The sequence below is a fragment of the Glycomyces sambucus genome (assembly GCF_900102815.1).
Taxonomy (GTDB): Bacteria; Actinomycetota; Actinomycetes; order Mycobacteriales; family Micromonosporaceae; genus Glycomyces; species Glycomyces sambucus.
In genome coordinates, this window is record NZ_FNGF01000003.1 from 21,742 (window position 1) to 35,441 (window position 13,700).

The window sequence follows — 13,700 nt, forward strand, 5'->3', positions numbered from 1 at the left end:
CACCCGTAGCCTTGATTTCAGCAAGATCGGAACGTCTAAACCAGAGCATCACCGCCTCATCAATGAGGCATGAATGAGGCATCGAACCGCTCACCTGGTGCGCCAGGAGATCCCGAAACGGAGGCAGGCCGTGGGGAACCGACGTGAAGCACTGATTCGACGGCGGAGGTCGCTGAGCCTGAGTCAAGAGCTGGTCGCCGAGCGCCTCGGGGTTGAACGTTCTACGGTCTCCCGTTGGGAGCGAGGAGAGAACGACCCGCAGCCATGGATACGCGGCGGCCTCGCCAAACTGCTCAAGATCTCTCCCGAACAGCTTGAACACCTGCTGTTCGACCAGCAGCCGGAGCCAGGCAAAGCACCGGCAATGCCCAATGGCCGCGTCAGCCTGGATCCGATCACGGCTACCCGTGCTGCGACGAAGGAAGACCTCTTCCGGATCGAGCAAACCCGGGCACACTTCCAGGAGATGTACCGCCGAGTCGGAGGCGTGCCGACGCTTCCCCGGATCAACGCCGTCCTCGATCAGAGGGTCGCGCCGATGCTCCGCACCGCCTACGAAAACAACCTGGGCCGTCAGCTCTTCCGAGCAGCCGGAAGCCTTACCGCTTTCGCAGGGATCTGCGCCTACGACGCCGACCAGCAGATGGCGGCGACCTCACGGTTCGCGGAAGCCCTCAGCCTCGCCAGGGCAGCCGCCGATCTCCAGTTCGAGGGCTACCTACACGCCCTCCTCGCAAACCAGGCGATGCACCTCGGCGACATGGCCCAAGTCCTCGACCACACCGAGAACGTCTTGGACACGTTGGGGCTCCAGCTCAACTCAGCACTCGTATGCGACCTGCACACCCTGGCGGCGAAAGCCCATGCCCGCTCAGGCTCCGTCAGCGCATGCCATCGCCATCTCAGAGCCGCAGAGGCCACTGCCGATGCGAACCCTGACGACCCACCACTCCCCGAGGTCTCCTACATGAGCGCCGGCCTCATCCAACTCCAGACCGCAGAAGCACTCCGACGCCTCGGCGACACGACCGCCGCACGCACCTACGTCGACGAGACAATCCGAACCTCGCCGCACACCCACCTTCGCGGAAGGGTTCACCGTTGGGCAGGCTATGCGCTCGTCCTGACCGCTCAAGGCGAAATAGACCGGGCCGCGCACGCCGCCGCAACCATGCTCGATCACGCCGTCGGCATGGAATCCGGCAGGCTCCACGACCGCCTCACCAGCGTGGTCAAGGCGCTGCAGCCGTACTCCACCGAACCCTCCGTCGCGAGTACGCTCGAACGGGCCCACGTCCAACTCGCGGAACCGGGAGCATGATGCGCTGGAAAGTCAACTCCAAGCGAACCCTCTACCGAGACCAATGGGTTCACCTGAGCACCGCAGACGTAGAACTCCCCGACGGCCGCCACCTCGACCACCGCCTCATCGAAACCGGCCCAGGCGCAGGAGCCGTCGTAGTGAAGGACGACAAGGTCCTCCTCCTATGGCGCCACCGCTTCATCACCGACACCTGGGGCTGGGAAATCCCCATCGGCGGCATCGAGCCTGGCGAAACCCCAGAAGAAGCCGCTCGCCGGGAGGTCGAAGAAGAAACCGGCTGGAGGCCACTGGGGCTTCTGTCTCCGCTGATTTACACGCAACCTTCACCTGGGCTCATGACAGCAGAGCATCATATTTTTCTGTCTCTTGACTGTGTGAATATCGGCGAGCCGCTTGACAAGTTTGAATCCGATCGCCTGGATTGGGTTCCAATCAAAGACCTGGCCAGTCTCATTAAGAAAGGCAGCATTACAGCCGCTACTTCAACCGTTGCACTCCTCTTCTACCTACAAGTATGGGCTGAACTCGAACATGAGAATGACTAGTAATCAGCGAACGGGAGCCTTCGGACAGTCAAGAGTGAAAGCCCAGTTTGAGGACCTTGGCTGCGCTCCGATACCTAATCCTGAGCATGATTTTGGTACCGATCTCTATATACAGCTTGCAAATCTTGAAGGCAACTTGACTGGCGCCTTCATCGGGGCTCAAATAAAGACCGGCAAGTCTTTCTTTAAGGAAGAGGTCCACGGAAGGGCGGGAGTAGTCGAAGGATGGTGGTTTCGAGAGGATCTCGCTCATTACGACTATTGGATGACTCATCAGGTACCGCACGTAGTGATTCTGTATAATAAGTCAGAACAAACAGCTTACTGGTCACAAATTACAAAATCGCGTTGCAAACTGACGAAAAAGGGATTCAAGGTCTTTGTGCCGTCACATCAAGTTGTTGATTTCCAGCATCTTGGATCATTGATTCGCGTAGCGTCCTCAGCGTCTTCAGCAATTTCACTCGAGGGCACAGCCTGGGACTCATCGAAATACAGTATGCCGCAGGGCTCCAAAATGCGACACTCGTTCATTGCACCACGGCTGGTTGCACCCCATGGAAATCGGCAAATCGATACGATCGGGTATCATGAGGCTATTGCCCTACAAATACAAGGGCGCGGCGTTGACTATTCTGATTTTCTTGATTCTAATCGTGCTTTGAAAGAAGCTGCAGACACGTGGGGTTGGCAATTTGCAAGGACGGTCAATTCTTTCACTTCTGGCTTGATGCCCGATGAGTTCTCCTCCGAACTTCTGCAGCTTGGGTCGGCACCAACTGAAGATGTTCCAGGTGCGATAGTATTCCTCGCCTGCATGCATATGGAGCGCGGGAACTTTCACCAAGCAAAATCAGTTCTGGAAAACAACACCATAACAGAGAATTCTGTTGACAACGCATGGATTAAAACACAGATCGCTCGCTGCGAACTCGAAACTGGAAATCTTGAGGCCGCGAAGGTCATCATTAACAACACAATCATTGAATTGCTTCGAGTTAAGAATGACGTGACAGCGACTGCAATCCTCGGCGCCGCCACAAAGCTGAGAAACACAATGCTTGATTATCGCAACGCGAGCATCCAAGAAATGATCTCAGCAGCGGACAACATAGCCTCCTGGTGGAGATCAAAAACAGTTTCGATCGGAGCGACCAAGGTCCTGGTCCGTAATTTCCGTCAGTGGGCAGGTGATACATCTCAGATAATTTTCGCTGATGATGTGGCAAACAATAGCCTTTTTGCCGCTCAGATACAAGCTAATTTGACTGGGGATCGTGATGACTGGCGAACCTATCTTAGTTTCTCTGGCCAAAATACACTACTAGACAAAACAGATGATCGCAGCATTCAGATAGCACTAAGCGACCTTAAACTATCTGGCGATGCAAAGACGCTTGAACTAGCTACCAGAAAAATCTGTGATGATGGTCCGCTTCAGGTTCTAAGGAAGTTCGCAACATCTATTCGGAATTCAAACTGGAGTTATACAACTTCACTTCCAAATCTAATGGTTTGGAAGAATGCCGGCGAGCTACTTTCGGAATCGGATGCTGATGAAGCTGCAAGCTACTGCATAGATGCAATCCTCGGTCGGCAGAGCGCACTACATCCAAGCACTCTGACTGGATTTAGTATTGGTTTTCGAGTGTTCGAGGCACTTTCGGGAATCATGAATGCGTCGAGTGTTACATCTCATCAACGCGTTCTAGAAACACTAATTGAAATCGATGAGCGATCGTTCGAGCATCCCGAGATTAGCCGATGCCTCAAACGACTCAAATGGGATCGCATCAACCCAGAGTTGATTGATAGCCTCATCAATAAGATCGCGAATCTTAGCAACTCGTCAACCTCGAACTCGATACTAGGATTGATTTCCCGACATCGTACCTCTGCGAGAGATATTCTTCTGGATCGATTTACAAGTGATGCTGACGCTGCTCTGAGTATCGAATATATTGGCGGCCTATCGGAGCATGCCGCAAATGACTTGATTCAAGATCTTGCTTATCGAGTTGAGCGTCTCTGCAGCGAAAGTTCAACGCAACCTCGAACCTACCCCCCAGACCCGGCTCCTGCTTTTCTTGCTCAGCTTAACAGTTTGCACCAAAGCATTGCATGTTGGGATCCTGTCTTGACCTATCTCTCAAGTGAAAACATTGATAGGAACGACAAATATGCAACCTGCCAAATTATCTCTAGATTGCATAATAAGATTGCCGATAGGGTCCGAACGTCTTTGACTGAAAGCATCGGCAAGATTCGCTTGCAAAGCAGTAGTTACGCAATCCATAACTTCATGTCTCGAAACATCGATGGAGTCCTACTTCGCGCCGAGTACGTCCTCGGGGTGATTCCGCCGGAATCTATCAATCTTTCGGTGATTGCAGCTATTCACGGAGCTGCAGAGATTCGCCGTGACATCGCCGAGTTTGCTGCTCTCGATGACACAGGTCAGCTGGGCTGGGTTCTGTCAAATTTGCTAAATGACGGTGATGCTCAAGTTCGGGCCCTGGTCACTCAAGGGATCGCGCATTGGATAAGTAACGACCGAGCTGAACCATGGATGGTCTCATATGCGAGATCACTTCCTGATGGCGACGGGACTAGACTGCCGCTTGCTTTTGTTATCGGCATGTGCAATCCGACATCCGAACAGAGCCAACTTGTCCTCCCAACTCTAACGCATTTCTCAACCCACCCCTCAGCGAGAGTTCGGCGGATTGCAGGAGAAAAGCTGGCTAAGGTTGAACTGGAACAAGAGAAGGGAGTTTAGATTATGGTCGAGATTCAGTACCCGGAATACAGAAGGTATGTCGAGACCCGCGTCGTCGTAAATAACGCAGTTATGGCCCTGCTGGCGGGCTCCCGTCTTGCAGGGCACTCACTTCAGCTAAACACGGGCTCACATCGAACACTAGCGGAGCTCTTCCCTGCTGTTGAGCATATCGAGCGCTTTGACCTTCGTTCAGATCACGCGCGCGAACTTCTGCTAAATGCAGACTATCACCTTGCTTCAGTTACGATTCCATATGCTCTTGCTACGCATGAGGATTTTGTAATGTCCAGCATTAAGATGCTAAAGTCTGAGAAAATCACTATTCGGAAGGGAAAGGAGGAGATCAGAGCAAACAATATGCACGAAGTGCTATTCTCGTCTACTGATCATGCACTCCCTGAAGAATGGATGCAGAGCTTTCATCTTCTTCGACAGATGCGCAACTGCATCGTTCATGCAGGAGGTCGGGCACAAAAGGCGCTTCTTGACCACCTCACTGAGATGGGTGCTGCCGCGACCGAAGGTTGGCAACGTATAAACCATCAAACGCCGGCGCAGGTTGTTCTCAATGACAAGCTAGACCTAATTGCTGAGCATATTTTTACCGCGTTCGCAGTCACGAAGAGGCTCGGAAGGGAGATCAATACTGCGCTTGGATCAAGAATCCCTCAAACTAGTTGGGCGGCAATAGCAGTAGAAGATTTTCATGAACATAGCTCGAAGATTAAGAACTCTTCTGCATGGCGCCGAGCCTTGCTGGGTTACGCTCGTACTAGCTATAGTCCGCTCAAACTACAGGAAAATGAACTCGAATCCGCAGCACGAGCAAAGGGGTACTGGACTGTTAAAAGATGGAGGTTAGATCGCCTCAAGAATCTAAGAAATGGGGGCTCTTCCTATTGAGCTACTTCCTAAAAAGGAGCCGGGACTCGAACCCGGGTCACCACCCTCTCTGTGGAATCCCTGGTCATGAACCAACGGAAGCGCCCCTCCGAACTCCTAGCGCGATGGTACCACAAGGCCACGTCCAACCGCTAGCTTCGAGCGCCTCTCGCTAGGTCCAGCATGCGTGGCTTCTCTGGGTCTGGCGCGTGGGCCCGCGACCAGCCTCCACTGCTGTGAAACGCGCTCGGCCAGTTGGAACGACCCCATAGAGAATATTGCTGCGACCGAACCGCCTGAGATGAACAATCTCGGCGAGGTCTGGACCCTCCGGGACTTCGGCCGGACGATCGGCAGCATCACTATCGACGACGCCGACTTCCTCTGGCTCGAAGGCACATTCGAGCCTCGACCTGGTTTCGAGAGGTTCAGGCCCCTCTTCGACCGCAGCCCCGAACTCGTCACCGACCACCCCGACGAATGGGAAGTGGTCCAGATCCAGGCCCAGCTCGAACTCCACTCCAAGAACGGCCCCACAGCCGAGCACCTGCTCCACATCGAGAACGACCGCGCCTGGTTCCGCTGGAGCGACACGCCCTTCGACTGAGCCATCAACCGCGGGGAAAGGTGGAGGGCGGGGACACCCATCCTGACTCCAGTCCCGAGCCGGCTGCTGGGGACCAACAAGGAACCCACCTCACAGCCGCGACTTCAGGACGTGCTCAGTCAAGCTGAATCCTCCGACGACACCCGTTCTCGCAACCACGACCTCGAACACCGAGCACTCTTCGAAGACCAAATGGAAGTACGGGCTGCCTTCGACCAACATCTCCCAAACCTCGACCGCTTCGGGATCTGCGAGTACCTGCTCCGCGAGCGCGCCGTGCGCGGTCAACTCGCTATTCGATTCTTCGACCGTCACCAGGACGCCGAAGGTCAGGCAGAGGTTTGGGTTGCCCCACCATTCGAGCTGCGCAGCAAGGGGTTCCTCCATGAGGGAAGTCTCGCATCCGCGGCTAGGCTGCGTCCATGGACAAGGCGACCGCGATGCGTGCCCGCTTGATCGAGCAGGTCTCGCAGATGCTGCGACGACCCGGCATGTACGCCGTCCACGACCAGGACCTTGAGTCGCTGTGCTGGTTCCGACTCCGCGATCTGCGATTCCTCGACGACCTCCCCGAACCGTCCAGGGACGAGCTCGGGCTCTCGGACAAGTACCGGTCGTGCGGCATTCCCGGTCCGTTCCGCGAAGCATTCGGCGATGAGAACCGCTACCACAGCGAGGTCGCCTCGGTCTACGCCGAGATCTTCCACCGATACGGCTACCTCACCACAGAACGGCTGATCCCCGACGACGAGTGGCCGAGCCTGCTCACCAACGCGGGCTCGGCCTACAGGGAGACAGACACTCGACTGAGCGAGATCGTCGATGCCTTCGGACCGCCCAGCTTCAAGATCGGCAGGTGGCTCCTCTGCTACGCACCGGCAGACGGGACCGGCTGGATCTTCTTCGACGGTTTCAGCTACCACCCTGACGACCACGGCGCTCGACCAACCGTCTTCACCGGCTACCCCGACGACCCGATCCTCCGCAGCATCCGCCTCCCCGGACCCGACTTCGAAGCGGGCCTGCGCCTCACCCCACTCGGCGCAGCCCTTCGACGACGCCAACCAGCATCCTTTTCCTGAGAACCAGGCGAGCCCCAGCTCGGCGAAACATCGCAGCTTGCGCCTGATAAGCGCAGACTGGCCACGAAGTCACCGAAACTGGTCGCGATCGTTCTCGGCACACGGTCTTCGTCGATGTAGGCCACGGTGGGCTCCCCGGCTCGAGTGGTCCGGGAGTAGTCGAGCATGACCGTGTCATGCCCTCCCGAAGGGCATACGGCGAACACCACACCGATATCCGGGTAGCCCCACTCCGCGATCAAATATCAGCTACCGCCCACCGCAGCATCGACGCCGTTGATCCCGCCGATCCCCAGCAGTGCCTGAACCGCGAAGTGATCATCCGCCCATGAAGTGGGGAACGTCGTATCGAACCGGCACTTCCGAAGCACCCCGCCGTTTCGTACCCGCAGCATCGCCAGATAGGCCGCTGGCAGTCGTACACCGAGCGTCCGCTCGGCGTCCTCAACCATGCCTGGCGTCAGGCTCTGGCCGGTCCAGACGACGTCGTTGTAGTCGAACGCCACGTCAGTCACCGCTGGAGCCCCAGAAGGCCACCCAGTGTCGGCCGGAGTCGTCGGCCAAGAGCACACAGCGGCCGCTGTCTCGATCCGACAGGTCCCAGACATTCCGACCTGCCTCCAACGCACGCTTCCAGTCCGCAACCAAAGGCTTCGCCGTACCGAAGACCTCAATAGACTCCTGCTCGCTCAGTTCCAGCACCTGGCCCTGGTCGATCTCGTCGAGCTCGATGCCCCGCACGATCTCCCGCATGTCAACGATCGAGTGCGCCCCAGGGTAGTCGTTGCCGTAGATCGACTCCTCCCACTCGGCGAGGCTCTGCGGCTTCGGCCCCTTCCGCAGCTCGTCCTCCGGCCTCCAGTACCAGTCACCCGAGTCGAAGGACCGCCCCCGCAACGCGGCGAGCGTCGCCTCGACCGACCCGTCAAGCTCGACCAGGTAATCCCACGACGAAGCACCCACAACCAGACCATCCAACTACTCGAAGACGACAACCGCCTCGATGTCCGAGGCGTGCTCGGGAAACCTATAGCTTGGGTCCGACATGAATGAACATGCAGACCCATCTTCGGGCCTGCGATGGGCCGGGAGGCATGGCATGGGGCAACAGATTTCGCTCGGGTTCGATGCCAACGAGCGCGAGTTCTTCGCGCGGGCGCTCGAGGAGAGCGGCGGACCAGCTCACGTCACCGACGCCCTGGCTGCATTCGTGGGCTTTATTGATGCGGCCGATATGGTCAAGCGCTGCAACGACATAGCTGATCAGGTTCGCCGCGACGGCAGTATCGACGCCGCCGATCTTCGACGGAGCCAGCTCGCCTGCGAGATCCTGTTCAGCAGCGACATCCACGGCTCCGGGCTGGACTGGGAAGCCACCACCGGGCTCAGCGACGCCGATGCGATCGGGCTGCTGCGCCGCGTCCAGGTGAAGATGCTGGGTCTTCGCCGCTGAGTCTCATTTCCTGTTCACGGGCAGGCCTCAGGGCGCCCACGGCGTCGCAGGGGCGGTCCTGCGGCACCGGTAGGGTGCTTGCCATGCGTTTGTTGGTGGCACGGTGCCAGGTTGATTACACAGGTCGGCTTTCTGCCCATTTGCCAATGGCTGTCCGTTTGATAATATGGAAAGCGGACGGCAGTGTGCTGGTCCATGCCGACGGGGGTTCGTACAAGCCGCTGAACTGGATGACGCCGCCTTGCACGGTCGTGGAGGGCGAGACCGAGTGGACCGTCACGTCGAAGAAGACCGGGGACCAGCTGAAGATCTCGATCGAGGAGGTCCTGCACGACTCCAGCCATGAGCTGGGGGTCGACCCCGGGCTGCAGAAGGACGGCGTCGAGGCGCACCTCCAGGAGCTGCTGGCCGCCGACCCGGCGCCGCTGGGCAAGGGGTGGACGCTCATCCGCCGCGAGTACCCGACCGCGATCGGGCCCGTGGACCTCATGTGCCGCAACGCCGACGGCAAGCACGTCGCCGTCGAGATCAAGCGCCGCGGCGAGATCGACGGCGTCGAGCAGCTGACGAGGTACCTGGAGCTGCTCAACCGCGACCCGCTCCTCGCCCCGGTCGACGGCGTCTTCGCCGCCCAGGCCATCAAGCCCCAGGCCCGCGTGCTGGCCGAGGACCGCGGCATCAGGTGCGTCGTCCTCGACTACGACGACCTGCGCGGGGCGGTCGACGAGAGCCAGCCGCGGCTGTTCTAGGCGGGAACGCGAAGGGCCGCAGTGCTGTCGCACTGCGGCCCTCGGTGTGTCAGGGGTCTACATGTTCTCGAGGTCGAGGCATTCCTGCGAGCCGTAGATCGCGGAGCTCGAGTCGTTGCACTGGTCCTCGACGATGCCGAGGAGGACGAAGTAGATCGCGATGGACGCGATGAGGGTCAGGACGCCGAGGATGACGCCCCACAGGCCGGTGCCCTTGCCCTTGCCGCCGCGGCTCTTGGCCTTCACGAGGGCCACGATGCCGAAGATGACGGCGAGGATGCCGAGGGGGAGCCCGGTGAAGAGGTTGATCCCGGGGATCCAGGAGAAGATGATGAGGCCGATGAGGCCCAGGACGAGGGCGGTCACACCGAAACCGTTGCCCTGCTTAGCGGGCTGCTCGGAAGGGGCGGGAGCCGGGGCGGGCGGGTAAGACACGGGGGATGCTCCAGACGTGTTGGTTTGTTCGGTCGGGCGGATTAGCGGAGAGTCTAGAGGACCCGGGCCACCGACGTGTGACTGATACCGGGAAGCGCGCACACGCACAGGTGCGAATGCGAGTACGGGGCCGCGCGGCCCCGCCGCGGCGGTAAGCGGTATCTCCGCCCGTGGGCGGCGAGAATTGCCCCCGCTTTCACCTGCCGGCAACGGCCGCGTCATCGTCGCGGGCCCGCCGCGGGGGTGAACGAGCACGTGGGAGCGGCATGCAAGACTAGTGGCATGCTTCACGCGGTGGTCCCCGCAGGCGGTTCCGGAACCCGGCTCTGGCCCCTGTCTCGCGCTCAGCGGCCGAAGTTCCTCCTGCCTCTGACAGGAACGGACTCCTCGCTGCTCCAATCGACCGTGGAACGGGTGCGGCTGCTGTCGCGCCCCGACCAGGTGTACGTCGTCACGGGCGCCGCGCACGCGGTGGACGTGGCCCGGCAGCTCCCCGAGGTGCCCGGCGACAACATCCTCGTCGAGCCCTCGCCGCGCGACTCCGCGGCCGCGATCAGCCTGGCCGCGGCCGTGATCGCCGAGCGCGAGCCGACCGCGGTCATGGGCGCCTTCGCCGCCGACCACCTGGTGCAGGACGGCGAGGCCTTCGCCAAGACCGTCGAGCGCGCGATGGAGCTGGCCGAGACGGGCCTGCTCATGACCATCGGCATCAACCCGACCGGGCCCGACACCGGCTACGGCTACCTGCGCTTGGGCGCCTCCGTGGGCCCGGGCTACCAACTGGAGGCGTTCGTCGAGAAGCCCGACCAGGTCTCGGCGGTCGAGTACGTCTCGGCCGGGAACTACCTGTGGAACGCGGGCATGTTCGTGTGGCGCGTCGACGTCTTCCTCGACGAGCTGGCCCGGCGCCGCCCGGCCTTGCACGACGCGGTCCGGACCCTCGCCCGCGCGTGGGACTCCACGAACCGCGAGGCCCTGTTCTCGCAGCTGTGGCCGACGCTGGAGAAGATCTCGATCGACTACGCCGTCATGGAGCCCGCGGCCGCGGCCGGGCGCGTGGGCGTCGTCCCCGGCGACTTCGACTGGCACGACGTGGGCGACTACAACACGCTCGGCCAGGTCCTCAAAGCCGCCGACAAGGTCGGCAACGTCGTCGTCGAGCCGCGCGGCTCCGGCGAGGCCCTGCTGACGGAGTCGAAGCGGAACGTGGTCGTCCCGGCCTCGGGGCGCCTGGTCGCCGCGGTCGGCGTGGACGACCTCATCATCGTGGACACCCCCGACGCGCTCCTGGTGTGCCCCAGGGACCGCGCGCAGGAAGTGAAGGGCCTGGTCGAGGAGTTGAAGCAGTCCCAGCGGAACGACCTGATCTGATGCCCCCCACGCAGTTCGGGCCCCGGGCCCGCACCGTCGCCGCGTCCGCGCTCCTCGGCTGCGCCGTCGCCGTCATCGCGGTCGCGGTGTCGCAGTGGCTGTTCGGCGCCGAACTCGACCCGCGCGACGACGCGCTCCGGCGCGCCGCCGGGATCGCCTTCACCGACGAGGCCCGGAGCACGCTCTTCTCGGTCCTGCCCGTGGCGCTGCCCGCGCTCGCGGCGGCCCTCGCCCCTGATTCGCGACCCGGACGGGTGATCGGGAGGCTGACCCGTCTCGTCTACTTCGCCTATCTCGTTATCGGAGTGCTGCTGGCATCGTCGGCGGCGCGATACGGATTCGACGGCGCCAGGCAACTGGCGGAGGAGGGGCAGGTCTTCATCGGCACTCGGGCGGCGGTCGAACGACTGGTGCTCGACGCGGTCTGGCTCGCATTGGCGGGAATCGGACTCGTGTTCGCCGGAAAGGCGCGTTCACGCGAGCGAACCTCCACTGCGGAGGTTGTCAAGTAAGGTCCCCCGCAAGCGTGAGTCTGAGGGGTCCTTCCGTCGTTCGGATCACTGTGCGCTATCGTCTGATATCGAACCGTTATCGAATAGCGATGAGCACTCATCGTCCATAGAGATGAGTCAGGCGGTGCGGCCCCATCTTCAGGCCGCCCGCGGGCACCGGGCTTTCTACGAGCATTTGCAGGACTCGGCCAGAGCGGGCGGACCGGCGCGTCCGCCGCGGGGCCGTACGCGTCGCAGGGGAGGCGACGCGTAAGCCAGGAGTCCGCATTCCGGTGCCGTGCAAGTGATTGCAAGGGGGGAGCACCGGTTCACCGGTGCGCGAACGAGGAGGCGGACGTATATGGACGGCCGTGACTACTTGGCCGACCTGTTGGGTAACGTTCCGGAGTGGCAGGTTCGCGCATTGTGCGCGCAGACCGACCCGGAGGCGTTCTTCCCCGAGAAGGGGGGCTCCACGCGGGATGCGAAACGCATCTGCGCGCGGTGCGAGGTCAAAGAGAACTGTCTGCAGTACGCACTCGACCACGACGAGCGCTTCGGGATCTGGGGCGGGCTCTCAGAACGCGAGCGCCGCAAGATCAAGCGCCAGGCCCGGGAAGCGGCGCGCCGGCGCCACGAGCGGCTGCCGGTGGTGGTGTGCCTGCCGAGCCCGATGATCAACCCCGCGCTCGCCGCGGAGTTCGCCTTCACGGCGGAGACGCCGCTCGCGGAACCGGTCCTCTCGGGGGGCTTCCGCAGCGAGGCGCTGATGGACGAACTGGTCGGGCCCCGCCGGGGCGAGCCGGCCGCACCGCGGGCCGCCGAGCCCGCGACCGAGCGCGTGCCCGTGGCGGCGTGAGGGACATCCCTACTACGAGCGGATGAAGGGGCGGGACCGATCGGTTCCGCCCCTTCGCCCGTTCAGAACTCCAGGTCCTCCGGCGGCAGGTTGAGCAGGGACGCGAGCTGCTCGGTGAGCACCGAGCGCACCAGCGACTCCGTGTCGGCCTTGCTCTCGCCGCGCAGCTCGATCGGCCTGCGGTAGAGCACGATCCGCGGCGAGGCCGCGACCGTGCCGGGCTGGGCCGGGTAGAGCTTGGAGAGCGGCACGCCGCGGTCCTCGACGATGTCGGCGTCGTACGTCTGCGACTCGGGCGGGACCTCGTCTACGGCGAACTCGATGTGCCGCAGGTCGGTGAACTTCGAACCCAGGGTCTCCGCGAGCCGCCGCTCGATCGAGACGACCGACTCCATCACCAGCGCGTCGAACTCCTCGACGGGCGTGCGACGCATCGGCAGGGCCCCGGGCGCCAGCGGCCCCCGCATCCCCCGTCCGTGTCGATCTCTCCGCATGGGGCCACCTTAGCGTCCGGGTCCGACGAATCCGGCCCCCGCGACGCCCCGCGGCGCGAATCGATCCGCGGCCACTGGTCAGCAACACCGACTTCGACACCGCGAGTGGTAGTTTCGTGGGGTGAGGTCGGATCGGCGTTGCTCCCGGAACGGCTGCCGCCAGCCTGCGGTGGCCACTTTGACATATATCTACTCGGATTCGACGGCTGTGGTCGGCCCGCTCTCGACGGCGCGGGAACCCCACAGCTACGACCTGTGTGACGCGCATGCCCGGCGCCTCACCGTGCCCCACGGTTGGGAGCTCGTCAGGCACCAGGGCGACTACGCCGTGCCCATGCCCACCGACGACGACCTGGTGGCCCTGGCCAACGCCGTGCGCGAGGCCGCCGTCGGCGAGCGCCACGAGGACCCCGGCGCGCCCGAGGACGCCGCGACGCTGGCGAGCCGCCGCCTCGCCGAGGCAGAACCGTCTCCGCGGCAGGGCTACCGGCCCGCGGGGCCCCAGTTCGGTGCCCGCCGTCACCTCCGGGTGGTGTCCGGCGACGAGGACGCGCAGCGCTAGTCTCGTCTGCGGGGGCGGCCCTCCCGCAGCGGCGCGGTGCGGCCGCGGAGGCCACCTCCCCGAC

General features: G+C 61.8%; 16 protein-coding genes and 1 pseudogene. 12 read left to right on the forward strand and 5 right to left on the reverse strand.

Going from position 1 to position 13,700, the window contains the following annotated elements; translation table 11 throughout:
* Window positions 1-97 precede the first annotated feature (97 nt).
* The 5 genes from BLS99_RS09865 to BLS99_RS09880 all read left to right on the forward strand — a co-directional run bounded on the left by BLS99_RS09865 (window position 98) and on the right by BLS99_RS09880 (window position 6,140).
* Window positions 98-1,321: a helix-turn-helix transcriptional regulator gene (locus BLS99_RS09865; protein ID WP_176953294.1), complete on the forward strand. Its 1,224-nt coding sequence runs from the start codon at window positions 98-100 to the stop codon at window positions 1,319-1,321.
* Entirely contained in the window at window positions 1,321-1,869 is a 549-nt protein-coding gene (locus BLS99_RS09870; protein ID WP_091049569.1) for an NUDIX hydrolase, read from the forward strand. Before BLS99_RS09865 ends, BLS99_RS09870 begins: the two co-directional genes overlap by 1 nt.
* Window positions 1,862-4,648: a DUF4365 domain-containing protein gene (locus BLS99_RS09875; RefSeq protein ID WP_342761272.1), complete on the forward strand. Its 2,787-nt coding sequence runs from the start codon at window positions 1,862-1,864 to the stop codon at window positions 4,646-4,648. Before BLS99_RS09870 ends, BLS99_RS09875 begins: the two co-directional genes overlap by 8 nt.
* A 3-nt stretch (window positions 4,649-4,651) precedes the next feature.
* Window positions 4,652-5,554: a hypothetical protein gene (locus BLS99_RS25615; RefSeq protein ID WP_143034736.1), complete on the forward strand. Its 903-nt coding sequence runs from the start codon at window positions 4,652-4,654 to the stop codon at window positions 5,552-5,554.
* Between the two features lie 280 nt (window positions 5,555-5,834).
* Window positions 5,835-6,140: a hypothetical protein gene (locus BLS99_RS09880; protein WP_091047974.1), complete on the forward strand. Its 306-nt coding sequence runs from the start codon at window positions 5,835-5,837 to the stop codon at window positions 6,138-6,140.
* Window positions 6,141-6,230: 90 nt separating this feature from the next.
* On the opposite strand, the gene BLS99_RS09885 is transcribed toward BLS99_RS09880, so the two are convergent.
* Window positions 6,231-6,527, reverse strand: a complete 297-nt coding sequence (locus tag BLS99_RS09885) for a hypothetical protein (protein WP_091047977.1) — start codon at window positions 6,525-6,527, stop codon at window positions 6,231-6,233.
* A 35-nt stretch (window positions 6,528-6,562) separates the two neighbouring features.
* Between BLS99_RS09885 and BLS99_RS26595 the strand changes: the two genes are divergently transcribed.
* Window positions 6,563-7,222 carry a hypothetical protein gene (locus tag BLS99_RS26595; protein ID WP_091047980.1) on the forward strand — a complete coding sequence of 220 codons (660 nt, stop codon included), beginning with the start codon at window positions 6,563-6,565 and terminating at the stop codon, window positions 7,220-7,222.
* Between the two features lie 245 nt (window positions 7,223-7,467).
* On the opposite strand, the gene BLS99_RS26600 is transcribed toward BLS99_RS26595, so the two are convergent.
* Together BLS99_RS26600 and BLS99_RS09900 are read right to left on the reverse strand one after the other, a co-directional pair.
* Window positions 7,468-7,728, reverse strand: a complete 261-nt coding sequence (locus BLS99_RS26600) for an SMI1/KNR4 family protein (protein ID WP_218126403.1) — start codon at window positions 7,726-7,728, stop codon at window positions 7,468-7,470.
* Window position 7,729: 1 nt separating this feature from the next.
* Complete coding sequence (locus BLS99_RS09900) at window positions 7,730-8,185, reverse strand: hypothetical protein (RefSeq protein ID WP_091047982.1); 456 nt, start codon at window positions 8,183-8,185, stop codon at window positions 7,730-7,732.
* A gap of 136 nt (window positions 8,186-8,321) precedes the next feature.
* On the opposite strand from BLS99_RS09900, the gene BLS99_RS09905 reads away from it, so the two are divergent.
* Window positions 8,322-8,675 (forward strand): hypothetical protein, encoded by a 354-nt coding sequence (locus BLS99_RS09905; protein WP_091047985.1) that lies wholly within the window; start codon window positions 8,322-8,324, stop codon window positions 8,673-8,675.
* Between the two features lie 83 nt (window positions 8,676-8,758).
* Window positions 8,759-9,424 carry an endonuclease NucS gene (nucS, locus tag BLS99_RS09910; protein ID WP_091047989.1) on the forward strand — a complete coding sequence of 222 codons (666 nt, stop codon included), beginning with the start codon at window positions 8,759-8,761 and terminating at the stop codon, window positions 9,422-9,424.
* 57 nt (window positions 9,425-9,481) lie between these two features.
* Here nucS and BLS99_RS09915 read toward each other — a convergent pair whose 3' ends face one another.
* Complete coding sequence (locus BLS99_RS09915) at window positions 9,482-9,790, reverse strand: DUF4190 domain-containing protein (protein ID WP_091047992.1); 309 nt, start codon at window positions 9,788-9,790, stop codon at window positions 9,482-9,484.
* A 351-nt stretch (window positions 9,791-10,141) separates the two neighbouring features.
* Between BLS99_RS09915 and BLS99_RS09920 the strand changes: the two genes are divergently transcribed.
* The 3 genes and pseudogenes from BLS99_RS09920 to BLS99_RS27615 form a co-directional block, all read left to right on the forward strand.
* The gene (locus tag BLS99_RS09920) at window positions 10,142-11,230 is read left to right on the forward strand and encodes a mannose-1-phosphate guanylyltransferase (protein WP_091047995.1); all 1,089 of its coding nucleotides are present in this window, start codon (window positions 10,142-10,144) and stop codon (window positions 11,228-11,230) included.
* A complete protein-coding gene (locus tag BLS99_RS09925) occupies window positions 11,230-11,742 on the forward strand; it encodes a hypothetical protein (protein ID WP_091047999.1) in 513 nt (170 codons plus the stop codon). The genes BLS99_RS09920 and BLS99_RS09925 overlap by 1 nt, the downstream gene beginning before the upstream one ends.
* Window positions 11,743-12,082: 340 nt before the next feature.
* Window positions 12,083-12,334, forward strand: a pseudogene (locus tag BLS99_RS27615) (WhiB family transcriptional regulator); the annotation flags it as partial.
* Between the two features lie 308 nt (window positions 12,335-12,642).
* On the opposite strand, the gene BLS99_RS09935 reads toward BLS99_RS27615, so the two are convergent.
* Window positions 12,643-13,074, reverse strand: a complete 432-nt coding sequence (locus tag BLS99_RS09935; RefSeq protein WP_091048002.1) for a metallopeptidase family protein — start codon at window positions 13,072-13,074, stop codon at window positions 12,643-12,645.
* 121 nt (window positions 13,075-13,195) lie between these two features.
* Between BLS99_RS09935 and BLS99_RS09940 the strand changes: the two genes are divergently transcribed.
* Window positions 13,196-13,636, forward strand: coding sequence for a DUF3499 domain-containing protein (locus BLS99_RS09940; RefSeq protein ID WP_091048004.1), 441 nt, complete (start codon window positions 13,196-13,198; stop codon window positions 13,634-13,636).
* The last annotated feature ends 64 nt before the right edge of the window (window positions 13,637-13,700 follow it).